Here is a 23,157-nt window from a genome sequence, read left to right on the forward strand (position 1 = left end):
CCGGCGTGCCCATCAGATGAGTCAGTCCAGGCGGTACACCCGAGCGGCGTTGTCGTGGAGGACCTTGGCCAACAGCTCATCGCTCAGGTTCCCAAGCGCCCACTGCGCATAGTCCCGGGGATACTGGGCGGGTGTGGCCGGGCCGGGATGCTGGCAGGTGGGGTGGGGGTAGTCGGTCTCGTACAGGATGTTGTCGGGGAACCGCTCGATGGCAGCCACCGCCCCGTCCTGCTCGAACCAGAAGCAGCCGTAGATCTGGCGCTCGAAGTACTCGCTGGGCAAGAGGTCGTACTCGGGGTGCTCCAGATGCACGCCGCCGTTGCGCCATTGCCAGTCGAATGCCTCGAGGGCCGGGGGAATCCAACCGGCCCCGCTCTCCACCGACACCAGTTGCAGCTCGGGGAACCGGTGGCACACCCCGCCGAAGATCAGGTCGGCGATGCAGCGCATGTTGTCCAAGAAGATGAGCGACGACACCTTGGCGAAGTTGGTCATCCACCCCATCTCGGCCTCGTCGACCATGAGGGTGCCCATGTTGCCGCCGCCCACATGGAAGCTCACCGCCAATTCCGCTTCTTGGGCCAGCGCCCAGACGGGATCCCAGTGCTGATGGCCCAGCGGGGGCTGGCCATAGTCCTGGGGCTGGTTGCAGAAGTTGATGGCCCGGTGGCCGAGTCCGGCGCACCGCTCGATCTCGGCCAGTGACAGCTCGATATCCCAGAACGGCACCGCAGTGATGGGGATGAGCCGGTCGGGGGCGGCCGAGGTCCAGTCGCAGAGGAAGTCGTTGTAGGCGGCCACGCACTGGGCCACCACCTCCCGGTCGCCGAGGCGCAGGAAGTAGCCGTTGCCGAACCCGCCCACGTTGGGGTACAGGATCTGGGCCCAGATGCCCTGGCTGTCCATGAACTCCAGCCGGGCCCCGGCGTCGTACATCGAGGGGGCAATGTCGTCGTAGGTCTCGGGGATCTTCAGCGGCATGAGCCCGTCGAACCCGGCCATGGAGTAGTAGCCCGGCGAGCCCAGCGACTCGCCGTTCACCATCCAGGTGTCCCGCCCGTCAACCCGCTCAATGTGGGGCACCTTGTCGTGCAAGCTGGCCGGCATCCTCGCCGTCCACACATCGGGCGGCTCGGTGAGATGCGTGTCCACATCAATCACCTTGAACCGCTCAAACAGATCCGTGTTCATGGGGCAACGGTACTTCTCGGGCGTTGATCAGTCCGATGGCAGCGATCAAATTGCGCTCGATTGCGGACTGGTTGGCCTAGCTGAAGTTGTCCCACCGGTAGGCGAGGTCGTAGCCCCAGCAAAGGAATACGTCATCAATCCGCAGCGCGCACGAAGTGTTGCCGGCAACGACGAGGTTCTCGAAAGTGCCTTCGGGGGCGTCGCTTTGGCCGATGTTGTTGTTGCCCCAGCAGGTGATGGTCTGGTCGGTGCGCATTCCACAGGTGTGGTTGTACCCGGCGGCGATGTACCAGAAGGCACCTTCGGGGGCGTCGGTCTGGTCGTGTTCGTTCGAGCCCCAGCAGGCAATGGCTTGGTCGGTTGCCAGTCCGCACGAGTGATAAACGCCGGCGGTGATGACCGAAAAGGTGCCTTTGGGGGTATCGGTCTGTCCGTATTCGTTGTTGCCCCAGCAGGTGATGTTCTGGTCGGTTCCCAGCCCGCAGGAGTATTCACCGGCAGCAGCGACAGCGGTATAAGTGCCATCGGGCACATCGAGCTGTCCAAATTCGTTTGACGATGGATAGGTGCCCCAGCAGTCAATTGTCTGGTCGGTGCGAAGCCCGCAGGTGTGGCTTTCTCCGGCGGCGATGGAGAGGTAGGGGACATCCGGGATGTGGGCAATGTCCTCAGATGCTATTGGGCCGTCCAGATAGGCATTCCACCAGCAGGAAAGGCTCTTGTTGAAGGCCAGCACACAAGTCTGAACGTCGCTGGCCGCGACGTCGACATACGTGCCTTCGGGTGCATCGGATTGGCCGAATTCGTTTCTTCCCCAGCAGGTGAGGGTCAGGTCAAGGCGTCGGGCGCATTTGTGATAGCTGCCGATGGCGATGGACGAATAGGCCTTGCTGGGATCACCGAATTGCCCCTCATAGGAGAGACTGCCCCAGCAGGCGACGATGCCGTTGGTTCGAAGGCCGCATGAGTAGTAGTCGTCGCCAATCATGGCGTCGAAGAAGGTGCCTGCCAAGACTGCGGTGAAGGTGTCGTCGGGCGCATCCAGTTGGCCGAAACTGTTGTCGCCCCAGCAGGTAATGGTCTGATCAGTTCGGATACCGCAGGAATGGCCGAAATCAACGTCTACAGCGATGAAGGTACCTTGGGGAGCGGCTTCTTCGCTGCCCCAGCAGGCAATGGTCTGATCAGTTCGGATACCGCACGCTTTCGTTCTGCCGGCTGCGACGGAGACGAATGTGCCGGAGGGGGCATTTGTCTGTCCGTGATCGTTGTCGCCCCAGCAGCCAATGGTTTGGTCGGCTCGGATGCCGCATCCGAATCTGTGCCCAGATGAGACAGACGTATAGGTACCGCTGGGGTATTCATTTCGATGGCCCCAGCAAGAGATGGATTGATCGGTGTGCAGTCCACACCAATAGGGGCTTGCGGACAGGCCCGCGTCGCTGGTCCAGTCCACGGCGGTGAACTGCCTGTCTGGAATAGTGGCCTGTTCAAGCCAGTTACCGCCCCAGCAGGTGATGGTTTGGTTGGTGCGCAGCCCGCAGGAGTAGCTGCCACCGGATGTGACGCTCGTATAGGTGCCTTTGGGGACGTCGATTGGGCCGCCGTAGTCGTTGTCGCCCCAGCAGGTGATGGTCTGGTCGGTGGCAAGCGCGCACAAACCAGCCGTGATCGCGGTGAAGGTGCCGTAGGGGAAGTGTTTGGCACGATGTTGGAGATTGCCCCAGCAAGCGATGGTCTGATCGGTGCGCAACGCACATGAGTGCTGACTTCCGGCCGCGATGGTGGTGAAGGTGCCGTCAGGTGAGTCGGTCTGGCCGTACTGATTGTCGCCCCAGCAGGCGATGGTCTGGTCGGTGGCGATTGCACACAAGTAATCGGACGCGGTTGCGATGGCGGTGTACGTGCCCTCGAGGGCGGAGAGTTGGCCATCCCAGTCGTCGCCCCAGCAGGCAATGGTGTCATCAGTCCTAATGCCACACGAGTGGTTGTAGCCGGTCGCGAGAGCGGTGAATGTGCCATCGGGTGGCGTTGATTGGCCAAAGTAGTAGTCGCCCCAGCAGGCGACGGTGCCGTCGGTGCGAATGCCACACGAGTGTGAGCGTTTGGTCGCGATAGTTGTGAATGTGCCCCCAGGTGGGTTGCTTTGGCCTTGCTGATTGCTGCCCCAGCAGGCGATGGTTTGGTCGGTAGCGAGTGCGCAAAAGTGGTAATCCCCAGTTGCGATAGTGGTGTAGGTGCCTTCGGGTGGCTCGATTCGTTGGTATGAGTATCCTCCCCAGCAGTTGATGGTGCCGTTTACTCTCAGGCCGCAAGTGCGTTGTCCGCTAGCGACGACAGCCTTGTACCGGTTTGGGGTGGCAGGGGCGGGGATTCGATTCAAATAGCTCTGGTATTGGTTGGGGTCTTCGGTGCGCCAGAGTTCGATGGCGACGCCGAAGGCGGGGTTCTCGCCGGGGAAGTAGTTGACCAGGGCGCAGGTTCTGCCATCGGGTGAGTACCAGTCGCCTGCGCCGAAACCGTGGCGGTATGTGCAGACGACGTCGGCAGACGGGAAGTTTGTCGATGCGGCAGCGGTGTTTGTGGCGCTGCGGGTTGTTTGGTTTTGTTTGCCAGAAGAACCGGAATTTCTGCTGCCTTGCTGGGCCGCACGGTTGAGGTAGTTCTGAAATTGGTCGGGATTTTCGGCGCGCCAGAGTTCGACGGCGAAGCTCAGAGCGGGATCCTCGTTGGGGAAGTAGTTGGCTAGTACGCAGGTGGAGCCGTCGGGTGAATACCAGTCGCCCGTGCCGAAGCGGTGGCGAGCTTCGCAGTCGCGGGCCGTGACTGTTGCCGCATCATTCTCGTCAGCAACCGCGGCGTTGGTCGAAGCGGCTGTGATCGCTGCCATCAGGGCGAGGCCCGTGAAAAGGCTCACCCATCCCTTGCTCATTGCCATATAGACGCCCAAACACCGCGCTTGGTTCCGCAAAAGCGCCGACTATGCGTCGAGGGGGTTGTCGGGGGCGGCGTCGAGGAGGGCGCGGCCGAGTTCTAGGGCGGGGCCGGTGCCGGCGAAGACGTGCTGGGTGCCGGCGTGGATGTCACGGAAGGCCCGCTGGAGGCCGCCGGAGCGGAGAGCGTCGGTGCCGGCCAGAAGATAGGCGCGGCGCAGGATGTCGGCGCCCTCCTGGGTGACGAACACGGTGGCCTGGCGGGTGAGGATCACGTCCATCGGATCGACCACGCCGGTTTCCACCACATTGCGCTCGGCGGTGGCGAAGGTGTCGTGGAGCCAGCCTCGGGCCGCCCGGAAGCGGGACTCCAATTCCCCGATCTCATGAACGAAGCGGTCGTTTTGGGCCAGGGGGGTGGCATCGCCCATGCGGTGTTTGGAGCGGGCCACCGAGTGCAACTCGTCGAGGCCCCGCTGCACCACTCCGATGGCGAATCCGGCGTGGCCGGCGGCGGTGAGCGGCATCACCCCCAGCTTGTAGAGGGGGCCGCCCCGGTACACGGTGAGATCGAACATGTCGAAAGTGGAGGTGGCCGGTACGTACACGTCATCGAGGGTGTAGTCGTAGCTGGCGGTGGCTTGGAGGCCCATCACATCCCAGTTGCCGGTGATCTGGGCCTTCTCCACTGGGTAGATGGCGAACAGGAAGCGTGGATCGACGCCCTCGGGCTCCTCGGTGAACACCCCCGCGCCGGCCCACTGGGCGTGGTTGATGCCGCTGCCGAACGAGTAGCGGCCATTGAGGCGAAAGCCGTCGTCATCGGGAGTGGCAGTGCCGTTGGGGGCGAACTGGCCGGCTGACAGAGGCACGCCGTCAGCGAACATGCGCTCGATGTGCTCATCGGGGCACCAGGCTGCGAAATAGGCCGTGGCCGCACAACTGGCCATCAGACACCAGCCCACCGATCCATCGGCCCGGGAAATCTCGGTCCAGATGTCGATGCACTCGTTGACCGGTAGTTCGAGCCCTCCCACCGCGTCCGGCACCATCACCTTGTGCAGTTCGGCATCCACCAGCGCGTTGACCGTCTCCTGAGGGATAGGCATCCCATCGGTCTTGGCCGCGTTCTCGTCGATCAGCGAACGCAGCTCCCGGGCCCGGTCAAGGTATTCGCTGGCCATGCCTCAAACCCTAGAAGCCAACGCCAACACAGGGGAACCCGCAGAGGGTTTGAGGCTTGCCAGTAAGGTCGGCGGCGTGGACCGGGTGCTTTCGTTTTCCGGCGGGGCGGTGCCGGTGTCGGCGGTCGTTTGGCGCTTTGACCCCTCTGGTGGCCCGGGTGGCCAGCATGCCAATCGGTCGAATACCCGGGTGGAGGCGGCAATCGACCTTGCCGTGGCTGGTGACATAGCCCCAAGTGTCCGCCAGAAGTTGATCGACCGACTGGGCGGGGAGTTGCGAGTAGTGGTTGACGACACACGATCTCAGGCTCGAAACCGCGAGATCGCGCTCGATCGCCTGGAGGAGCGGCTCCGCAGTGGGCTCGTTACCGCCAAGTCGCGAAAACCGACCCTCCCATCGCCACGGGCTCGACGGCGCCGCCTCGACGAGAAGCGTCGGCGAGCCGAGACCAAGCGAAGTCGAGCACGAATCGACCCCTTCAGCTTTGACCGGTAGAAGCACTCTTGAGTGCCGATTGTCGAGTGCGTCCTCTGGAGACCGGGGTGATGGAGGTGGAGCTCACCGCCGCGGCGGGGCTTTAGACCCCGGCGGTTTGGCGGGCGGGGAGGCCTAGGATCTCGACGGCTTGGGTGGCGGTGGCCACGGGGCGGCCCATGTCGGTGGCTAGGGCCGCGACTTCGGTTACTAGCTCGTGGTTGGGACGGGGTCGGTTCCCGGCGTAGTCCTCGTGGCCGACGCGGAGGTGGCCGCCTCGTTCCAGGGTTAGCTGGGGGATTGGGGACTCGATGAGGTCGCCGCCCACCAAGGCGGCGAACCAGGGCAGGTCGCAGTCGGCCAGTTCCAGCATTTCCAAGTAGGCGTCCAGCGCCTTCTCGGTGGGAGGCAGCCCGAAGCTCACGCTGTCGCCGATGGCGAAGTAGCCGCCCGGTCCGCCGAAGTAGAACTTCACGAAGGAGCCGGGGGTGAGCTGGCCGAAGCGCCAGTACGACAGCACGTTGCGGAGGAAACCGGGTTCGAAGATGGCGAAGTGCATGCCCAGGCCCAGTCGGTTGCACTGCTCGATGGCCACCTCCATGTCGGCGAAAGAGTTGACATAGACAAAGCTGTTGGGATCGGGCAAGCCGTTGGCCCCGGCCTTGCCCAGGATCATGGATCCAGGGTCGATGAACCCCAGCCGCTGCAATCCCCCCTCGGCCAGATGTTCCAGGTGGCCGAGCTTCTCGGTCATGTTCTGGCCCCACCCCAGCGTGGGGAGTACGAGCACGTCGGGGTCGGCGGCCACCCACGGCTCGAAAGTGGCCCGGTACTCGGCGGCGGCCTCGGCCGCCGGCACTCGCATGTTGGCGATGTGGCAGTGGACGATCGTCGCCCCGGCCTCGATGCAGGCCAAGCCCTCCTCGATGAGCTCCTCCCGGCTGAGAGGGACGTGGGGATTTCGGTCTCGGGTGGTGGTGCCGTTGAGGGCGACTTCGATGATGACGGGCGTGATGTCCATGACCTGAGAGTACCGTCGGGAGTCGTGAGCCGGGAGTGGAAAGCCCTGTGGTTGGTGTCGCTGGCTTCGGCGGCCAGCTCCCTAGACGTGACGCTGATGTTCGTGGCCTACCCGGAGATCATCGACACCTTCAGCGACACCCCGGCCACCCAGGTGTCGTGGGTGATCAGCGGCTACAACATCATGGTGGCGGCCCTGCTGATCCCGGCAGGGCGGCTGGCCGACCGCATCGGCCACCGGCGGGTGTTCCTGTGGGCCATCGCCATCTTCGTGACCGGCTCGGCCGCAGTGGGGCTGGCGCCCAATGCGCCGGCCATGATCGCGGCCCGGTGCTACCAGGCCTTCGGCGGTTCCAGCCTCATCACCTCCGGTTTGGCCCTGGTGATGTCCACCCTCGGACCTCAGCGCCGGGTCATCGCGGTGGGCGTGTGGTCCACCGTAGCGGGGGTGGTGGCCTCTCTCGCGCCCACGCTGGGGGCGTTGGCCATCGAATTCGCCTCCTGGCGGGCCGGTTTCTTCCTGGTCGCTCCAGTGGGGGTGGCGGTGCTGGCCCGCCGGAGCCTGATCCCCGAATCAGCGGCGGACGAAGACGCCGAACTGCCCGACATGGTCGGGGTGGTGATGGCCGGGCTCAGCACGGCCGCCCTCGTGCTGGGCATAGTGCAGTTCAACGAATGGGGATCGGACGATCCCCGGGTTATCGGGGCGTTCGCGGTGGCCGTAGTGGGAATGGCGGCATTCCTGGTTCGCTGCGGTCGGCACCCCTCACCGGTGATCGATCTCGCTTTGTTCCGAAGCCGGGTGTTCGCGTCCACCGCGGTAGTGGCGGTGCTGGTGGGGGTGGCGTTCTTCGGCATCTTCCTGGCACTGGTGCAATTCCTCAGGGGGCCATGGGAGTACAGCACCCTGGAAGCCGGACTGTTGCTCACTCCGCTCACTGCGGCGTCCAGCACGGTGGGCTACGCCACCGGCCGGATCATGGAGCGGTTCGGCCACCGAGTGGTGATGGTTCCCGCGGCCGGCTGCATTGCCTTGGGCTGCCTGTGGGTGGCGGTGTTCGCCGGTGCGGAGAGGGAGTGGGCGGCGGTGTGGTTCCCGGCTGCGCTGTTGATGGGCTTCGGAGTGGGCACCGCTTTCCCCGGGGTCAACAGCGCCATCGCCTTTGGCGTGCCCCCTGGCCAGCTGGGCCTGGCCGCGGGCACTGTCCAAACCGTCATCCGCATCGGAGGTGCGGTGGGAGTGGCCGCCGGTGTGGCCATGCTGGGAGGCGATCTGGACGACTACCACCTGTTTTTCACCGTATTAGCCATCGTTTGCGGGGCGGCCGGACTGGCGTCGTTAGGCATGGCGACCCATAAGAAGGAAAATTGAGTGGAATACCCTCAACTTTTGGCGGTTATCCATAGAGGAAGTAGTGATTTGAGACGAGGTGCATGCTGATGCTTGACCCCAACCGGTGGACGCTGAAGACCAGGGAGGCCTTCAACGACGCCACCGCCATGGCTCAGTCGAAGAGCCATCCCGAGGTGACCCCCGACCACCTGCTGCTGGCCCTCATCGGCCAGGCCGATGGCGTGGTGCTGCCCGTATTGCAGCGCACCGGGGTGGCGTTACCCGAGCTCAGGGCCCAGCTGGAGGCCGTGCTGGGCCAACTGCCGTCGGCTTACGGCACCGAGGTGCGCACGTCCCGCGACTTGGTCAAGACCATGGAGACCGCCGATGCCGCCCGCACCGAGCTGGGCGATGAGTACCTGTCGACCGAGCACCTGCTGCTGGCCATGGCCGACCGAGTCGGAGTGGGCCGCAACCATCTGCTGGAGGCGCTGGCCGAGGTGCGGGGATCCCATCGGGTGACCTCAACCACTCCGGAAGACTCCTACCAGGCGTTGGAGAAGTACGGCCGAGACCTCACCGTGTTGGCCCGTGAAGGCAAGCTCGATCCGGTGATCGGCCGGGACGAGGAGATCCGCCGCACCATCCAGGTGCTGAGCCGCCGCACCAAGAACAACCCCGTGCTGATCGGCGAGCCCGGCGTGGGCAAGACCGCCATTGTGGAGGGCTTGGCCTTGCGCATCGCCGACGGGGATGTACCCGAAGGGCTGAAGAACAAGCGGCTGGTGGCCCTCGACATGTCGGCCATGGTGGCCGGGGCCAAGTACCGGGGTGAGTTCGAAGAGCGGCTCAAGGCAGTGCTGAAGGAGATCACTGACGCCGACGGCGAGGTGATCACCTTCATGGACGAGCTGCACACCATTGTGGGGGCGGGCGCGGCCGAGGGGGCCATGGATGCCGGCAACATGATCAAGCCCATGCTGGCCCGCGGGGAGCTTCGCATGATCGGCGCCACCACGCTGGACGAGTTCCGCACCCATATCGAAAAGGACGCCGCCCTAGAACGCCGCTTCCAACAGGTGTACGTGGGCGAGCCGTCGGTGGAGGATGCCATCGCCATATTGCGGGGGCTCAAGGAGCGCTACGAGGTACATCACGGGGTTCGCATCCAAGACGCGGCCTTGGTGTCGGCGGCGGTGCTTTCGGACCGGTACGTGACTGGGCGATTCCTCCCCGACAAGGCCATCGACTTGGTGGACGAGGCTGCCTCCATGCTCCGCATCGAGATCGACTCCATGCCCACCGAGATCGACGTGGTGGACCGCCGCATCCGCCAGCTGGAGATCGAGCAGGTGGCGCTGGCCAAGGAGTCCGACGAGGTGTCAGCCGAGCGCCTTGAGGCTCTGGAGGAGGAGCTGGCCAACCTGCGAGAGGAACTGGCCGGGATGCAAGCCCACTGGCAGTCGGAAAAAGAGGCTATCGGCCAGATCAGAACGCTGAAGGAAGAGCACGATGCCCTGAGCACCGTTCTCGATCGAGAAGCCGATCTGGAGCGGGCCGCGGAGATCCGCTACGGCAAGCTGCCCGAGCTAGAGCGCCAGATCGCCGAGGCCGATCAGCGGCTGGTGGAGCTGCAAACCGACCGGCAGATGCTGAAGGAAGAGGTGGACCCTGACGATGTGGCCTCGGTGGTATCCCGCTGGACCGGGGTGCCGGTCACCCGCCTGATGGAAGGCGAGACCGACAAGCTGCTGCGCTTGGAATCGGTGCTGAGCCAGCGGGTGATCGGCCAAACCGAGCCGGTGCACCTGGTGGCCTCGGCCATCCGTCGCAGCCGGGCCGGGCTGTCCGACCCGAATCGTCCCATCGGGTCGTTCCTGTTCATCGGCCCCACCGGAGTGGGCAAGACCGAGCTGGCCCGGACGCTGGCCGACTTCTTGTTCGACGACGAGCGGGCCATGGTCCGCATCGACATGTCGGAGTACATGGAAAAGCACAGCGTGTCCCGCCTGATTGGAGCGCCGCCCGGCTATGTCGGTTTCGACGAGGGCGGCCAGCTCACCGAAGCAGTGCGGCGACGCCCCTATGCGGTGGTGCTGCTGGACGAGATCGAGAAGGCCCACCCGGAAGTGTTCAACGTGCTCTTGCAGCTCTTGGACGACGGCCGGCTGACCGATGGGCAGGGCCGCACGGTGGACTTCACCAATGCCGTGCTGATCATGACGTCCAACCTGGCCGTGGATCCCAAGGAGTACTTCCGCCCCGAGTTCGTCAACCGCATCGACGACATCGTGACGTTCGGCGAGCTGAAGCCCGAGCACTTGGCCCAGATCGTCGACCTCCAGATCGACCGCTTGGCAGAGCGCCTGTCGGACCGCCGCATTCACCTGGTGGTGGCCGACGAGGTGCGGGCCAAGCTGGCTGCCGACGGCTACGACCCGGCATATGGGGCCCGTCCGCTCAAGCGGGTGATCCAACGAGACCTGGCCGACCGCCTCGCCGAGTCCGTCCTCAGCGGAAAGATCGCCGAGGGGGCAACGGCAACGGCGAGCCTCGACGCCTCCGGAGAGATAATCGTCGGCTGAGGCTGGCCGGCGCTTGTGTCAGTCAGTCGTCGTCTTCGAACTCTATGCCGAGTTCGGCGGCCGCCATTCGCAGGGCGGTGTAGGCCTGGGCGCTGGCGGGCCAGCCGGCGTAGTGGGCCAGATGCACCACCCATTCGGCCAGTTCATTGGTGGTGAGATCGCCCGACTCCAAGGCCGGCTTCAAATGGTGGGGGAGAATCGGGCCGTTGCCGGTGGCGGCGATGGCGGTCAGGGTGACGAGCCGCCGCTCCCGCCGACCGAGTCCCGGACGAGCCCACACGTCGGAGAACACCCGCTTGGTGAACCGCAGGTACAGGTCGTCGCTGTCGGGGGGATCGACCAGCATGATGTTGTTCCAGGCGACACGATCTGCTTCTTTGTTGTTCATCTGCGCAGCGTAGGCTGTAGCGGTGCAGATCGCCCTCATCCGCCACGGCCAGCCTGAACGAGAGTGGAATGCTGACAAGGTGGCCGATCCTGGTCTGAGCGAGCTGGGAAAATGGCAGGCGGAGCGCCTGGCCGACTGGCTGGAGCACGAGCCCTTCGACCACATCATCTCCAGCACCAAGCGGCGGGCCATCGAGACCATCCAGCCACTGGCCGCCCGATTGGGCATGGATATCGAGCTCGAAGAGGACTTCACTGAGATCGACCGCAACTCCAAGGTGTACCTCCCCACGGAGTTGCTGGCCACAGAGGGCGGCGAGTATTTCGAGGCCATTCGGGCCCAGGACTACGCCGCCATCGGATGGGACACCCCCGAGGAATTCCACAAGCGGGTGATGGCCGCCTTCGAGCGGCTGTGCGAGGCGCAGCCTGGCCAGCACATCGCGGTGGCCTGCCACGGAGGGGTGGTCAACCGGGTGGTGTCCGAGCTGGTCATGGCATCGGAGAGGATCCACTTGCAGGTGTCCTATAGCGGAATCTGTCGGGTGTGGGTGGACGACGACCGGCGGGTGCTGATGAGCATGAACGAGACCGGCCACTGCTGCGCCACCCGCACCGGCGTCACCGGTTTCATGAGAGACGGAGTGGTTGCCGGGCCTCAGTACTAGCGGATCACCAGCCGGGGTGATTTACCAAGGAAAAGCCTAGGATCTATGCGTGCGTCGATTGTCAAGAACGGCAAAGTCGTTGCCGCCCGCTCTTGTCTTGCTGGCATTGATGATGGTGGGAGCGCTATTGGCAGCATGCGGTGACGCAGACGATTCCGAACCGAGCATCGCCCCTGCTACCGCTGCCCCGGTTTCTTCCCCTACAGAGACAGCACCAACCGCCACTCCTCCCCCGACGTCTGAGGCGACGGTGACCGCCACCGTTGTTGCGGAGCCGAGCCCAACAACGCCGGTGGCCACTGCCCCGCCTGAGGAGCCAGCCAGCGAGCCGACTCCGGTGGCCGATGACAGCGAAGAGGGCAATGTCGAAGATGAGGTGGAGGAGGTTGGGAGCGAAGAAGCGGACATGCTGCCGCCGGTCCCGACCCCAGCGGCCAGCACGGTGCGGGAGTTGTTGGCGCTAGGGCGGCCGCTGGTGATCGGCCACGCCGGGGGTGACCGCTCTTGGCCCCACTCCACCATGTACGCCTTCTCCCAGGCGGCCTATGCGGGGGTTGACGTGCTGGAGATGGACTTGCAGATGACCGCTGACCGAGTGCTGGTGGTGCATCACGACGACACCGTCGACCGCACCACCAACGCCACTGGTCGAGTGCGAGACATGACCTACGAGGAGCTTCAGGCGCTGGACAACGCCTATTGGTGGTCGGAGGAATGGCCCAGCCACGACCTCGCCCCCGAGGCCTACTCCTACCGAGGCATCCGCACCGGTGATGTTGCCCCGCCTGCAGGATACGGCCCCGACGACTTCCGGGTGGAGACGTTCCGGGCGGTGGCGCAGGCGTTTCCCGAGCACGTACTCGACGTGGAGATCAAGACCCCCGCGGGCGATGACGGTGAGGACGACATCGACTTCATCCTCGAGATGGCTGCGGTGCTGGCTGCCGACATTGAGGAGTTGGGCCGCACTGACTCGGTTGTGGTGGTGTCATTCAGGGACGAGGCCCTGATCGGATTCCGGGAACTGGCGCCCGATGTCGTCACCAGCCCTGGACAGGATGCCCTGCCAGCGTGGGCGTTTACGTCGGTCCCGCTCCACCCCAACGACCTGACCTTGCAGGTGCCGCCAACCTTTAGCGGCCTAGACGTGTTGACTCCCGATCTGCTGGGCAAAGCCGCCGACGAGGGCCTGGCCGTGTGGGTTTGGCCTAATGAGGATTGGCAAGAGGACCCCGACTACTACGCCGAGCTCATCGACTTGCCGGTACAGGGCGTGATCGCTGGCCGTCCCGCCGAAGCCGTCGAGCGCTTCCGGGCCGACGGCGACATCCCCTGATCTGTTCGGGCTGTATCAACCCAGATCGAGCCCAGCCCAGCTCTCGGCCAGGTCGTCGAACCAGCCCTGGGCTCGGTCCATGCGCCAGCAGAACAACGACATCACCACGTTGATGGTGGTTGCGCCGGCCTCTGCCCACTCAATGGCTGCGCCCATGCTGGCCTTGATGGAGGGGCGGCCGTCGTCGCCGGACACCGCGTCGATGTCGCCCTGGACGCCGAAGCCGTCCAGGCTCCGACCCGCGTCAGCGAGAGCGTCTCGGAGTGTGCTCACTCCATCGGCCACTTCTTCGAGGTTGCCGTAGGGGGGCGGGATCCAGCCGTCGGCGTGTTCCACGAGTCGGGCCAGATTGTTGGAGTGGAGCGCACCGGCCACCCAGATCGGGATCCCACCCGGCTGGGCTGGCTTGGGCTCGCACCAGATCTCGTCGAAGTCGACGGTGGCTGAGTGGAACGAGGCGGGAGAGTCCCGCCACAGCGCTTTGCAGGCCGCGATGGTGTCGGTAAGCCGCCGGCCCCGCTCCGTCCAGGGGATGCCGGCAGCTTCGTATTCCTCGCGCTGCCATCCTGTCCCCATGCCCACCTCTAGGCGGCCCTGCGAAAGCACGTCCATGGTGGCCAGCGTCTTGGCCAATACCGCGGCGGGGCGAAGGGGGGCGATCAGGATCTTGGTGCTGAATCGAACACGCTCGGTGACGGCGGCCATGTGGGCGATTGAGGCCAGCGGTTCGAGCCAAGCAGTCTCCGGAGGGAAGGGGAAGGGGCCGTATGGATACTTGTCGGTATGGGCGCCCATGACGACGTGGTCGGTGAGCATGATGCGGTGGACGCCGGCTTGCTCGGCCATCTGGGCGAGGTCGGCGATCTGGTGGAAGTTGTTGTCTCGGAAGATGGGGCCGAACGACGGCAAGGTGACGGACAGGGTGGTCATGGCTCTAGTTTGGCGGGTCTACCATCATCCGGTGATTTGGCCCGGCAGCTAGATCAACGATCAAGCCGGGCGTCCGGCCATCGCAGCGCGAGTCGCTCGAGTGCGCCGATGACGTTGAAAAAGAGAACTCCTGCTGCCGAGGAAAGAGCAATTCCCGCGAACATCAGCCGGGTGTCGAGTCGATAGCTGGCCTGGATGATGACGAAGCCGATCCCTCGATCAGCCCCGGTGAATTCGGCGACAATTGCGCCGATTACCGACATCGATGATGCCACTTTCAGACCGGCGAAAACGTAGGGCAGGGAGCTTGGGATGCGCACCCTCCAAAAGATCGACCACTTGCTTGCCGAAAGGATGCTCATGAGTTCTACGGCCTGAGTGCTGATTGATCGCAAGCCCTTGGTTGTGTTGACGAGTACAGGAAAGAAGCAGATCAGCGCGGCAATCAACACCTTGGGGGTGAGCGTGAAACCGAACCAGATGGTGAGAAGCGGCGCTACAGCCACGATCGGCACTGTCTGCAACACAATCGCCCAGGGAAAGAGCACGCGCTCAAGGAACTTGGCATGGACGAACACGACCGCCGCGAATATGGCGGCCCCGCTGCCGAGGAGAAACCCCAAGACCGCCTCGATCATCGTCCAGCGGAGGTCGTCGACGGCAAGCGACAGGCCTTCGTCCCGCAGTTCCCCTCCGATGTCAGATGGGCTCGGGTAGAGATACGCGGGCACGTCTCGGACATTGACCCACAATTCCCACGCGACGAGGCCGGCCACGAAGACCGCAGCCGAAGGCAAGAACCTCAGCACCGCCTTGGCGATGCGGCTGCGCTCTCGAGTGTCGCTCATGGCTGGTTCATCGCTGACTCAACCTCGTCTTCGACCGTGAGGAGACCCCGCAACTCGCCCGTCAGTGCGGCAAATTCGGGTTCGTAACGGATTTCCAAAGCTCGCGGTTTGGGCCACGGAACGTCGGCGATCCGAGCGATGCTTCCCGGCCTGGGACTGAGCACCACAACCCGGTCGGCCAGGAAGATCGCCTCCTGGATGCTGTGGGTGACGAAGAGCACCGTTGAATCGGCCTTGTTGCAGACATCGAGAAGTTGCAGGTTGAGGCGGTCGCGGGTGAACTCGTCGAGCGCTCCGAAGGGTTCGTCCATCAGCAGGATCTTGGGGCCGTAGCTGAGCGCGCGAGCGAGGGCGACTCGTTGCTGCATGCCCCCAGAGATCTGGCCCGGGTAGTGGTTCTCGAATCCCTCCAGTCCGACATCGCGCAGCAGTTCTCGAGCGATTTCTGTGCTTCCAGATCCCTTGTTGGGGTTCCTGCGACCGAGAACGCGGCCTGGCAATAGAACATTGCCGAGGACTCGGAGCCATGGGAACAGTGCCGGTTCTTGGAATACGAACCCGAAGTCGACGTCTCGTCTCGCTTGATTCGGTGTTTTTCCGCCGACGTCTACGTGCCCCGATGTCGGCTCCAAGAGCCCACTCACGATTCGGAGCAGCGTCGACTTGCCGCATCCTGAGGGCCCGACGAGCGTCACGAATTCCCCAGCGGAGATGTCGAGATCGATCCCATCGAGTGCGGTCACGCCTTGACGGCCGTCGAATTGCATTCCGACGCCGTCAATCGTGATCCCCCCGCTGTTGGTCATGGCATGTTTTTGTCTGCCTCGTAGCGGGCAATCGCCTCAAGCGCCACGGCGATCGCATTGTCCCAACCCGCCACAAGAGCGTGGTTCTCTTTCTCCAAGTCGACGTCGTCGGGCTGCATGTAGTTGTAGGACACCGCGCAGACCATTGCCGCGCACAGGCCCCTCAAATGAGCGATTGTGAAGATCGCTGAACTCTCCATCTCGACATTGGAGATGCGGTGCTTCTGGAGTTCTTCGATGAACTCTGGCGTCTCGGCGTAGAACGCATCACTGGATGCATTGACGCCCACATGCACGCCGAACCCGCGTTCGGCGGCGAGGTCACGAGCGGCATCGATCAGATGTCGAGCGAGGAAGTGATCTGCCACAGCCGGGAACCTCGGATCGACGTAGGCCGCGCTAGTGCCGTCAAGTCGCATTGTCGCTGTGTTGACAATCAGATCGCCTTGGGCGATCTCGGGAACGTAGGCGGCGCTGCTGCCGACTCGGATGAAGTGGGTTGCACCGATGTTGGCCAGCTCTTCAACCGCAATGGCCGCGGATGGGCACCCGATACCCGTTGACGTGCCGCTTACCTCGATGCCCCTGAAGTTCCCGGTCACGGTTCGGTACTCGCGATGGAAGGCGATCTCGCGGGGGTCTTCCAGATGCTCGGCGATCATGAGCACACGGGCTGGATCGCCGGGCAAGAGCACGTATTTTCCCACATCGCCTGGACTCACATGCAGGTGATACTGCCGTGCGTGGAGCGTCCTTGCATTCTTGTCCAGTATCGCCACGGAGGCTCCTCTCGTCGGGGCCGGGAGAATTGCGTGGTCGGTGCCGACGCCTGCACCGACCACGCTATTCCCTGGAGGGGAGAATCAGAAGCAGTAGTCGTCGTAGACGGCGTCAAGGTCGATGTCGGCCTCGAATCCGCCGTACTGGCGAATGACGGACTCGACGGTCTGCCACCGCTCAGCCGTCATGGTCCCAATTCCATCGGCGAGCGCGGCCTCAGACAGGACGCTTCGTTGAACCGCCTCGAGGGAGGCTGACTCCTTTTCGGCCGTGAGGTTGTCTGGATCGACGGCAATGACGATATCGACGGCTTCTTGTGGATTGTCGAAGGCGTACTGCCAGCCCTTCGCTATGGCGCGGACCATCCCGCACACCACCTCCGGGTTGTCTTGCCGGTAACTAGTTGTGGTGAACAGTGCATTGGCTGACGCCTGAACTCCGTAGTCGTAGGGTATGAAGACGTCCACGGGGAAGCCTTGCTGTACTGCCAGGATCGGTTCGTTGGTGGAGAACACCGTCAGCAGGTCGATGTCACCCTCAAACAACGGTGTGAGATCGAAGCCGACTGCGACCTGGTTGAGTGAGTCCGGATCGATTCCATTCTGAGTGAGCATCGCCTGGGTGAGCTGCCACGGCCCACCTTCCTGGAAGCCAATCGTGGCACCTACGAGGTCTGACAGTGACTCAAAGCCTGAAGACTCGAGCGCCATGATGGCACCCGGGTGGGCGTGGAGGTATGTGGCCACCGTCACGAGGGGAATCTCCTCCCCAGCCGCGAATAGCAGAGAATTCGTGTCGTGCAAGCCGAAGTCGTCGGTGCCTGCAGCCACAAGCGTGATGCTGTTCACATCGAATCCACCGGGATTGACGGTGACATTTAGCCCCTCTTCTTCGAAGAAGCCCTTTGCCGCCGCGACATGCGTTCCAGCGAACTGAGCGCTCGGGAACCATGGCAGCCGAATCGAGACGTCTCGCAATTCTTGCGGGGTTGGCTCTGGCTCAGGCTCTGAGGTGGGTTCGGGTTCGGGTTCAGGCTCGGGGGCTGGCTTAGCATCGCTGGGGGCTTCGGTGGCTTCCGGCTCGCTTTGAGCTGGGGCATCGTCGTCGTTCCCGCAGGCCGAGGTCACCAAGGCCAACACAGCCAGAATTGTCAGCCATTTGATGAGGACATTTCTCAGGTTCATTGGATTTCCTTTCAGCCCGGCGAAGTCGTTCACTTCACTCGGCACGGTTATCGGCTGCCACAAGACCGCCGAATTGTGAGGGAGGTCTGAATCGGTCCGATCTCTTTGCGTTCGCCGTCATCGATGGCATCTCGGAGAGTGGCGACGGCCAGTTCTCCTAGTTCGCGTGCCGGGAGACGAGATGACGAAAGCGGCGGACCTGCCAACGAAGAGAACGGCAACTCGCCGTAACCCATGATGGCCACGTCGTCGGGAACCCGAAGCTGTATGTCCCGCAGATGTCGAAGGGCGCCCAAGGCAAGAATGTCCCCAGCGCAAAAGACTGCGTCCGGCGGTTCGTTTAGCAGCATCAGGTCGGCGGCTGCTTTCGCACCGGCATCCAGCGACATGTCGCTCGCGGCTATGACGAGATCGGAATCGAGTTTGATTCCCGCTTCATCAAGCGCTCTTGCGTACCCGTCTCGAAGCTCGATGCCCGAACTCCATCCGGTCGGGGTTGAGATGAAGGCGACGCGTTGGTGACCGTGGCGGAGGAGGTGCTTGGTTGCCTCCAGCGAGCCCGCGACGCGATCTACGGCAATCCGTGAACCAAAGTCGAGAGGGGCGCTATCGACGAACACCAGCGGCAGGAGTTCAGCCGCCGCCGCCAGCACTGCCGTCGTCTCGATGTCATCCGGCGTCTCGTAGTGCAGGGCGATCACGCCGTCCACGCCGCGGCTCACCATCTGGTCGAGGTATCGGGCCACTGTCCCTGTTTCGTACTGCCGCGTTTGACAGATGACGGGAAGCCAGCCTTCGACTTCTGCTGACTGCGCTATTGCCTGAAGGAATTCGGCGTAGTAGTCGGAGAAGTGAGGCACCATGACGCCGATCATGAATGTAGGGGCACTGGCCCGGCTCGAACGGGCGGTATTGGCGTCATAACCCAGCACGACAGCCCGACTACCCCGCTGCATCGTGATGACGTCGTCGGCGGCGAGCTGGGCGTAGGCCGCGCGAACTGTGTGGACATTGACTTCGAGGTGCTCGGCTACCTCTTTCGTCGCCGGAAGCCGGTTGCCCGCTTCTAGGACTCCGGAGGCGATCCTCGAGGTGAGTTGCTCAGCGATCTGGGTCGCAATCGGTGTCCGTCCTGCTCGATCGATGCCAAGCCGCAGGGCGAGCAGGTCGTTGGCCTCAGCTCCGCTCATGCTCCAGAATCTATAAGTCATCTAGTTATCTAGTCAACTAGAGAACTTAGTGAACGGGCTGAAGCAAACCATTTGTGCAGATTGGCCGTCGCCCTGCCTATCGGTCGTCCGCCGGTGTGGGTTTAGAGTCTTGCTGTGCTAAGCGGTGGGACCTTCTGGGGGATGGTTGAGCGTAGGGCGGAGTTGACGCCGGATGCTCGGATGATCATTGATGATCGGGATCAGGAACTCACTTTTGCGGGGTATCGGGATGCGGCGTTGCGGGCGGCGGCGGGGTTGGTTGAGTTGGGAGTGGGGCTGGGGACTTCGGTTTCTTGGCAGCTGCCTACTCGGCCGTCCACCTTGGTCTTGCAGGCGGCGCTGGCTCGTTTGGGGGCGGTGCAGAACCCGATTATTCCGGTGTACCGGGAGCGGGAGGTGGGGTTCTGTATTCGTCAGACGGGGGCCCGGCTGTTCTTGGTGCCATCGGTGTGGCGGGGGTTCGACTATCAGGCCATGGCGGAGGGGATTGCCGCCGAGGTTGAGGGGCTCGATGTGGTGGTGTGCGACGGCGTACTGCCCGAGGGAGATGTGTCGGTGCTGGAGGGCATTCCAGCTCCCGAGGATCCCGAGGAGATCCGGTGGGTGTACTACACCTCGGGGACCACATCGAACCCCAAGGGCGCCCGCCACTGCGACTCCTCGGTCATGGCATCGGGCATCGCCATGGTGGAGCGCCAGCACGTGACCGAAGAAGATCAGTTCGGGCTTGCCTTCCCCTTTGCCCATATCGGCGGGGTGTCTAACCTGTCGGTGTCGTTGAGCTCGGGTTGCACCCTGGTGATCGCCGAGGCGTTCGATCCCACTGAGACCACTGCCTTGTTCGCCCGCCACGGCGTCACTCTGGTGGGTGGCGGACCTGCGTTCTTCATGGCGTTTCTGGCTGAGCAGCGCAAACAGCCCGGCGAGCCGATCCTGCCTCAGCTTCGGCTCTGCTCCGGGGGTGGTGCACCGATGCCCGCGTCCCAGCACTACGAGGTGATGGCTGAGATGGGCGGACGGGGGTGCGGCCACGCCTGGGGTATGACCGAAGCTCCGATCATCGCCCAGAACACTCCCGACGATCCCGACGATAAACTGGCCGAGACTGAGGGCCAGCCTCTGGCCGGGGCAGATATCAGGGTGGTGGGCTTCGACGGGGAACCGGCCAAGGTCGGCGTGGAGGGAGAGCTGTGGATCCGGGGACCGATGGTGTGTCGGGGCTACATGGACGAGGGGCTGACGGCCGCGTCGTTCGAAGGGGATTGGTTCCACACTGGCGACGTGGGCTTCCTGGATGCTGGGGGGTATGTGACCCTCACCGGCCGGGTGAAGGACATCATCATCCGCAAGGGGGAGAACATCTCGGCCACCGAGATCGAAGACCTGCTGTTCGCCCACCCGAAGGTGCTCGACGCCGGAGTGATCGGGCTGCCCGACGAGGAGCGGGGAGAGCGGGTGTGCGCGGTGGTGGAGCTGGCATCTGGGGTTGAACAGATGACACTGGCTGAGCTGGGGGACTACTTCCGGGCTTCTGGTGTCATGCCGCAGAAGATTCCCGAGCAGGTTGAAGTGGTCGATTCGCTACCGCGTAACGCCACCGGCAAGGTGTTGAAGCACGAGCTGCGAGCCCGCTTCAGCGGCTAGAGCAGTTGGCCAACCCCGTGGATGGCTAGGCCGGCGAGGGCGCCTATGAGGGTGCCGTTGATGCGGATGAACTGGAGGTCGCGGCCCACGCGGCGCTCGATGCGGTCGCTGGTGTCGTCGGCATCCCAGCGGGCCACGGTGCTGCCGATCACGTTGGCCACCTCGGCTTGGGCATGGCGGGCCAGCAGTCCCACTGCAGAAATCAGCCAACGATCCACCCGGCTTTGGAGGGCGGAGTCGCTCTGCAATGACTCACCGGCCCGGGCCAGAATTGCCTCCACCCGGGTTGCCAACCGCTGGTTGGTCTGGAGGCGCTGCGCGTAGCTTCTCAGCCCGGCATCAATGCGCAGGCGCAGCTCGTGGTTGGGATCGTCGGCCATGTCGGCCAGCACTCCCCGCACCCCCCGGTGGAGGCGGGTGAAGATGTGGTGGTCGAGCACCTTGGGGGTGTAGATGGGTGCTTCTTCCACGATGCGATCTCGCAGCACCTCGTAGTTGTCCACCAAGAAGCGGTCGGCCCGCTCCACGGCGGCATCCACCATCGAGCGGTGGTGCCCGCCATCCACCATCGACTCCAGCAGCCGGCCCAGGGCGGGTCCTGACACCAGCCCGGCATCGCCCTCGGCGGCTAACCATCGTCCCAGAGCCTCGGCGGGAGCCCGGTCGGCCACCCAATGAGCCAGATCGTCGGGGTCGAAGAAGTTGTCCTGCACGAACTCGCCCAGGCTGGCGCCGATGGCGTCTTTGCGCCGGGGGATGATGGCGGTGTGGGGGATGGGAATCCCCAGCGGGTGTTTGAACAGGGCGGTCACCGCGAACCAGTCGGCCAAACCGCCGATCATGGCCGCCTCGGCGGCCGCCTCCACGTAGCCGGCCCAGCCGTCGCCGTCGGTGAGCAGGTGCATCACCACAAACAGGGCGGCGGCGGCCAGCAACAGGCCGGTGGCCCGCCGCTTGGCCCGGCGCAGTGATGCCGGGTCGCTCAGGCGACCGTTTGGGGCATCCATGACCCGCGGATCTGCTCGGCCCACGGGTAGCGCAGCGGCTCGATGAGCTGGAACGGCCCATCCATGCCAACGTCGGTAGTCGCGGGCCGGGAGGGGGTGGCAGCCCGCAGCGCGGGGACCACCTCGGCGGGGTTGCCTTCGATCATGTGCAGGTCGATGGCGGTGTCGGGAGCAAACCGGGAGGTGAACGACACCACCGCGTGCACGCCCTCTACCGCCACCGCCGCGGGGGCGTAGATGGCGTGGTGCCAATGCTGATCGCCCAGACCCCGGCGCAGCACCACGTGGATGTCGGTGTGGGAGATGTGGGGGATGTCGCCGGGATCGGCCTTCAGCGCTGGGTCGGCCACCGCCCAGTCGAGGGCCAGGGCGTCTCCCAACCGCACGATCTTCTTCTCGTCGGGGAACATCCGATCGGCCTCCACCAGCACCTCCCGGTACTCGGTCATGGTGGCCATCACCCCGTCGACGTCGCCGCACAGCCAGTAGATGGTGAGAAAGGCGCTTCGCCCGCCGGAAAATGCCTCATCGCAGCCGTCGGGCCGAAGCTCCTGGTGGCTGGGCGGGGCCACGTAGCGGCGGCCGTGCATCACATCGGTCAAGGCGATGTTGGGGGGCAGGTGCTCTAAGTCGTACCAGCGGTTCCAGCCCTCGATGGCGTCGGCGTCGCAGTCGAGTCCGGCGAAGATGATTCCGGTTGTCTTCATCGTTTCATGCTATGACGCTGGGGTGGAGTTCGTTTCACTGGGTGGCGGGTCGTTTCTCATGGGCACCGAGGAGGTGTGGTTCGAGGGCGACGGCGAGGGTCCGGTGCGAGAGGTGGTGCTGAGGCCGTACCAGATCGCGGCCACCGCGGTGACAAATGACGAGTTCGCCGCCTTCGTGGAGGCCACCGGGCATGTGACCGTCGCCGAGCAGGAGGGGTGGTCGTTTGTGTTCGGGGGGCTGCTGCCCGACGACTTCCAGCCCACTCGAGGCGTGGTGGGCGCTGAGTGGTGGCGGCAGGTGGAGGGAGCGTGCTGGTCACAGCCGGAGGGACCTCAGTCGACGGTCGAAGATCGCGGCAACCACCCGGTGGTGCATGTTTCGTGGTTCGACGCCGCGGCCTGCGCCGCCTGGTATGGAGCCCGATTGCCGAGCGAGGCCGAGTGGGAGCACGCGGCCCGGGGCGGACTGGTGCAGGCCCGGTTGCCGTGGGGCGACGAGATGAGCCCCGACGGACAGCCCCGGCTGAACATCTGGGAGGGGGAGTTTCCCAGCCACAACACTGCCGAGGACGGCTATGTAGGCACTGCGCCGGTGGACGAATACGAGCCCAACGGGTTCGGCTTGTACAACTGCTCGGGCAACGTGTGGGAGTGGTGCGCCGATTGGTTTGAGAACCGATTCCCGCCTGAGCGGCCTTTGGTCGATCCGATTGGGCCACCCCAGGGCCGGATCAGAGCCATCCGGGGTGGGTCGTATCTGTGCCACGACTCCTACTGCAACCGCTATCGGGTGGCCGCCCGCCATGCCAACGAGCCCTCGTCCACCACCGGGAACATGGGATTTCGCCTGGCCGCCGATGCCGACGCTGACGTCGGTCCGGGGTCCGGCTCCAAAGTGCGCTGATTGCAGGCAGGTCGGTAACGTCAC

20 protein-coding genes are annotated in these 23,157 nt (G+C 64.2%); 7 read left to right on the forward strand and 13 right to left on the reverse strand.

From position 1 onward, the window contains the following. Positions 1–21: 21 nt before the first annotated feature. The 3 genes from ACOGI7_RS15705 to ACOGI7_RS15715 all read right to left on the reverse strand — a co-directional run bounded on the left by ACOGI7_RS15705 (position 22) and on the right by ACOGI7_RS15715 (position 5,308). The gene (locus tag ACOGI7_RS15705) at positions 22–1,191 is read right to left on the reverse strand and encodes an amidohydrolase family protein (RefSeq protein ID WP_419849677.1); all 1,170 of its coding nucleotides are present in this window, start codon (positions 1,189–1,191) and stop codon (positions 22–24) included. Between the two features lie 76 nt (positions 1,192–1,267). Then, positions 1,268–4,081 (reverse strand): hypothetical protein, encoded by a 2,814-nt coding sequence (locus ACOGI7_RS15710; RefSeq protein WP_419849678.1) that lies wholly within the window; start codon positions 4,079–4,081, stop codon positions 1,268–1,270. Positions 4,082–4,171: 90 nt separating this feature from the next. Then, a complete protein-coding gene (locus tag ACOGI7_RS15715) occupies positions 4,172–5,308 on the reverse strand; it encodes an acyl-CoA dehydrogenase family protein (RefSeq protein WP_419849679.1) in 1,137 nt (378 codons plus the stop codon). Between the two features lie 76 nt (positions 5,309–5,384). Here ACOGI7_RS15715 and ACOGI7_RS15720 point away from each other — a divergent pair, with 76 nt between their 5' ends. Continuing rightward, on the forward strand, positions 5,385–5,804 hold the full coding sequence (locus tag ACOGI7_RS15720; protein ID WP_419849680.1) for a peptide chain release factor-like protein: 420 nt from the start codon (positions 5,385–5,387) through the stop codon (positions 5,802–5,804). 82 nt (positions 5,805–5,886) lie between these two features. Here ACOGI7_RS15720 and ACOGI7_RS15725 read toward each other — a convergent pair whose 3' ends face one another. After that, on the reverse strand, positions 5,887–6,804 hold the full coding sequence (locus ACOGI7_RS15725) for a 3-keto-5-aminohexanoate cleavage protein (protein WP_419849681.1): 918 nt from the start codon (positions 6,802–6,804) through the stop codon (positions 5,887–5,889). A 24-nt stretch (positions 6,805–6,828) separates the two neighbouring features. On the opposite strand from ACOGI7_RS15725, the gene ACOGI7_RS15730 reads away from it, so the two are divergent. After that, the gene (locus ACOGI7_RS15730) at positions 6,829–8,175 is read left to right on the forward strand and encodes an MFS transporter (protein ID WP_419849682.1); all 1,347 of its coding nucleotides are present in this window, start codon (positions 6,829–6,831) and stop codon (positions 8,173–8,175) included. A gap of 62 nt (positions 8,176–8,237) precedes the next feature. Next, entirely contained in the window at positions 8,238–10,721 is a 2,484-nt protein-coding gene (locus tag ACOGI7_RS15735) for an ATP-dependent Clp protease ATP-binding subunit (protein ID WP_419849683.1), read from the forward strand. Positions 10,722–10,743: 22 nt separating this feature from the next. On the opposite strand, the gene ACOGI7_RS15740 is transcribed toward ACOGI7_RS15735, so the two are convergent. Further along, positions 10,744–11,109, reverse strand: a complete 366-nt coding sequence (locus ACOGI7_RS15740) for a carboxymuconolactone decarboxylase family protein (RefSeq protein ID WP_419849684.1) — start codon at positions 11,107–11,109, stop codon at positions 10,744–10,746. 22 nt (positions 11,110–11,131) lie between these two features. On the opposite strand from ACOGI7_RS15740, the gene ACOGI7_RS15745 reads away from it, so the two are divergent. Next, on the forward strand, positions 11,132–11,776 hold the full coding sequence (locus tag ACOGI7_RS15745; protein ID WP_419849685.1) for a histidine phosphatase family protein: 645 nt from the start codon (positions 11,132–11,134) through the stop codon (positions 11,774–11,776). Between the two features lie 250 nt (positions 11,777–12,026). Continuing rightward, complete coding sequence (locus tag ACOGI7_RS15750) at positions 12,027–13,112, forward strand: glycerophosphodiester phosphodiesterase family protein (RefSeq protein WP_419849686.1); 1,086 nt, start codon at positions 12,027–12,029, stop codon at positions 13,110–13,112. Between the two features lie 15 nt (positions 13,113–13,127). On the opposite strand, the gene ACOGI7_RS15755 is transcribed toward ACOGI7_RS15750, so the two are convergent. The 6 genes from ACOGI7_RS15755 to ACOGI7_RS15780 are packed head-to-tail and all read right to left on the reverse strand — an operon-like array spanning position 13,128 to position 18,850. Then, positions 13,128–14,042 (reverse strand): TIGR03619 family F420-dependent LLM class oxidoreductase, encoded by a 915-nt coding sequence (locus ACOGI7_RS15755; RefSeq protein WP_419849687.1) that lies wholly within the window; start codon positions 14,040–14,042, stop codon positions 13,128–13,130. A gap of 53 nt (positions 14,043–14,095) precedes the next feature. Next, complete coding sequence (locus ACOGI7_RS15760) at positions 14,096–14,890, reverse strand: ABC transporter permease (protein WP_419849688.1); 795 nt, start codon at positions 14,888–14,890, stop codon at positions 14,096–14,098. Continuing rightward, entirely contained in the window at positions 14,887–15,696 is an 810-nt protein-coding gene (locus ACOGI7_RS15765; protein ID WP_419849689.1) for an ABC transporter ATP-binding protein, read from the reverse strand. Before ACOGI7_RS15765 ends, ACOGI7_RS15760 begins: the two co-directional genes overlap by 4 nt. Beyond that, complete coding sequence (locus ACOGI7_RS15770; RefSeq protein WP_419849690.1) at positions 15,693–16,538, reverse strand: nucleoside phosphorylase; 846 nt, start codon at positions 16,536–16,538, stop codon at positions 15,693–15,695. The genes ACOGI7_RS15765 and ACOGI7_RS15770 overlap by 4 nt, the downstream gene beginning before the upstream one ends. Before the next feature lie 21 nt (positions 16,539–16,559). Then, positions 16,560–17,693, reverse strand: a complete 1,134-nt coding sequence (locus tag ACOGI7_RS15775; RefSeq protein WP_419849691.1) for an ABC transporter substrate-binding protein — start codon at positions 17,691–17,693, stop codon at positions 16,560–16,562. A 14-nt stretch (positions 17,694–17,707) separates the two neighbouring features. Next, positions 17,708–18,850, reverse strand: a complete 1,143-nt coding sequence (locus ACOGI7_RS15780) for a substrate-binding domain-containing protein (RefSeq protein WP_419849692.1) — start codon at positions 18,848–18,850, stop codon at positions 17,708–17,710. A 162-nt stretch (positions 18,851–19,012) separates the two neighbouring features. Here ACOGI7_RS15780 and ACOGI7_RS15785 point away from each other — a divergent pair, with 162 nt between their 5' ends. After that, entirely contained in the window at positions 19,013–20,515 is a 1,503-nt protein-coding gene (locus ACOGI7_RS15785) for a class I adenylate-forming enzyme family protein (RefSeq protein ID WP_419849693.1), read from the forward strand. Here the strand turns inward: ACOGI7_RS15785 and ACOGI7_RS15790 are convergent. Both ACOGI7_RS15790 and ACOGI7_RS15795 read right to left on the reverse strand, forming a co-directional pair. Beyond that, positions 20,512–21,522, reverse strand: a complete 1,011-nt coding sequence (locus ACOGI7_RS15790) for a DUF445 domain-containing protein (protein WP_419849694.1) — start codon at positions 21,520–21,522, stop codon at positions 20,512–20,514. The two genes, ACOGI7_RS15785 and ACOGI7_RS15790, sit on opposite strands and share 4 nt — an antisense overlap. Then, the gene (locus tag ACOGI7_RS15795) at positions 21,498–22,229 is read right to left on the reverse strand and encodes a hypothetical protein (RefSeq protein ID WP_419849695.1); all 732 of its coding nucleotides are present in this window, start codon (positions 22,227–22,229) and stop codon (positions 21,498–21,500) included. The genes ACOGI7_RS15790 and ACOGI7_RS15795 overlap by 25 nt, the downstream gene beginning before the upstream one ends. Here ACOGI7_RS15795 and ACOGI7_RS15800 point away from each other — a divergent pair. Further along, on the forward strand, positions 22,210–23,133 hold the full coding sequence (locus tag ACOGI7_RS15800; RefSeq protein WP_419849696.1) for a formylglycine-generating enzyme family protein: 924 nt from the start codon (positions 22,210–22,212) through the stop codon (positions 23,131–23,133). The genes ACOGI7_RS15795 and ACOGI7_RS15800 overlap by 20 nt on opposite strands. Positions 23,134–23,157 lie beyond the last annotated feature (24 nt).

The sequence above is a fragment of the Candidatus Poriferisocius sp. genome (assembly GCF_965204145.1).
In the GTDB taxonomy this organism is placed as follows: domain Bacteria; phylum Actinomycetota; class Acidimicrobiia; order Acidimicrobiales; family Bin134; genus Poriferisocius.

What these genes read in the sequence shown, in the direction of transcription:
- ACOGI7_RS15705 (WP_419849677.1), bottom strand. Translation starts at nt 1,191, where the DNA reads ATGAACACGGATCTGTTTGAGCGGTTCAAGGTGATTGATGTGGACACG.
- ACOGI7_RS15710 (WP_419849678.1), bottom strand. Translation starts at nt 4,081, where the DNA reads ATGGCAGCGATCACAGCCGCTTCGACCAACGCCGCGGTTGCTGACGAG.
- ACOGI7_RS15715 (WP_419849679.1), bottom strand. Translation starts at nt 5,308, where the DNA reads ATGGCCAGCGAATACCTTGACCGGGCCCGGGAGCTGCGTTCGCTGATC.
- ACOGI7_RS15725 (WP_419849681.1), bottom strand. Translation starts at nt 6,804, where the DNA reads ATGGACATCACGCCCGTCATCATCGAAGTCGCCCTCAACGGCACCACC.
- ACOGI7_RS15735 (WP_419849683.1), top strand. Translation starts at nt 8,238, where the DNA reads ATGCTGATGCTTGACCCCAACCGGTGGACGCTGAAGACCAGGGAGGCC.
- ACOGI7_RS15740 (WP_419849684.1), bottom strand. Translation starts at nt 11,109, where the DNA reads ATGAACAACAAAGAAGCAGATCGTGTCGCCTGGAACAACATCATGCTG.
- ACOGI7_RS15755 (WP_419849687.1), bottom strand. Translation starts at nt 14,042, where the DNA reads ATGACCACCCTGTCCGTCACCTTGCCGTCGTTCGGCCCCATCTTCCGA.
- ACOGI7_RS15760 (WP_419849688.1), bottom strand. Translation starts at nt 14,890, where the DNA reads ATGAGCGACACTCGAGAGCGCAGCCGCATCGCCAAGGCGGTGCTGAGG.
- ACOGI7_RS15765 (WP_419849689.1), bottom strand. Translation starts at nt 15,696, where the DNA reads ATGACCAACAGCGGGGGGATCACGATTGACGGCGTCGGAATGCAATTC.
- ACOGI7_RS15780 (WP_419849692.1), bottom strand. Translation starts at nt 18,850, where the DNA reads ATGAGCGGAGCTGAGGCCAACGACCTGCTCGCCCTGCGGCTTGGCATC.
- ACOGI7_RS15785 (WP_419849693.1), top strand. Translation starts at nt 19,013, where the DNA reads ATGGTTGAGCGTAGGGCGGAGTTGACGCCGGATGCTCGGATGATCATT.
- ACOGI7_RS15790 (WP_419849694.1), bottom strand. Translation starts at nt 21,522, where the DNA reads ATGGATGCCCCAAACGGTCGCCTGAGCGACCCGGCATCACTGCGCCGG.
- ACOGI7_RS15800 (WP_419849696.1), top strand. Translation starts at nt 22,210, where the DNA reads ATGATTCCGGTTGTCTTCATCGTTTCATGCTATGACGCTGGGGTGGAG.
- ACOGI7_RS15795 (WP_419849695.1), bottom strand. Translation starts at nt 22,229, where the DNA reads ATGAAGACAACCGGAATCATCTTCGCCGGACTCGACTGCGACGCCGAC.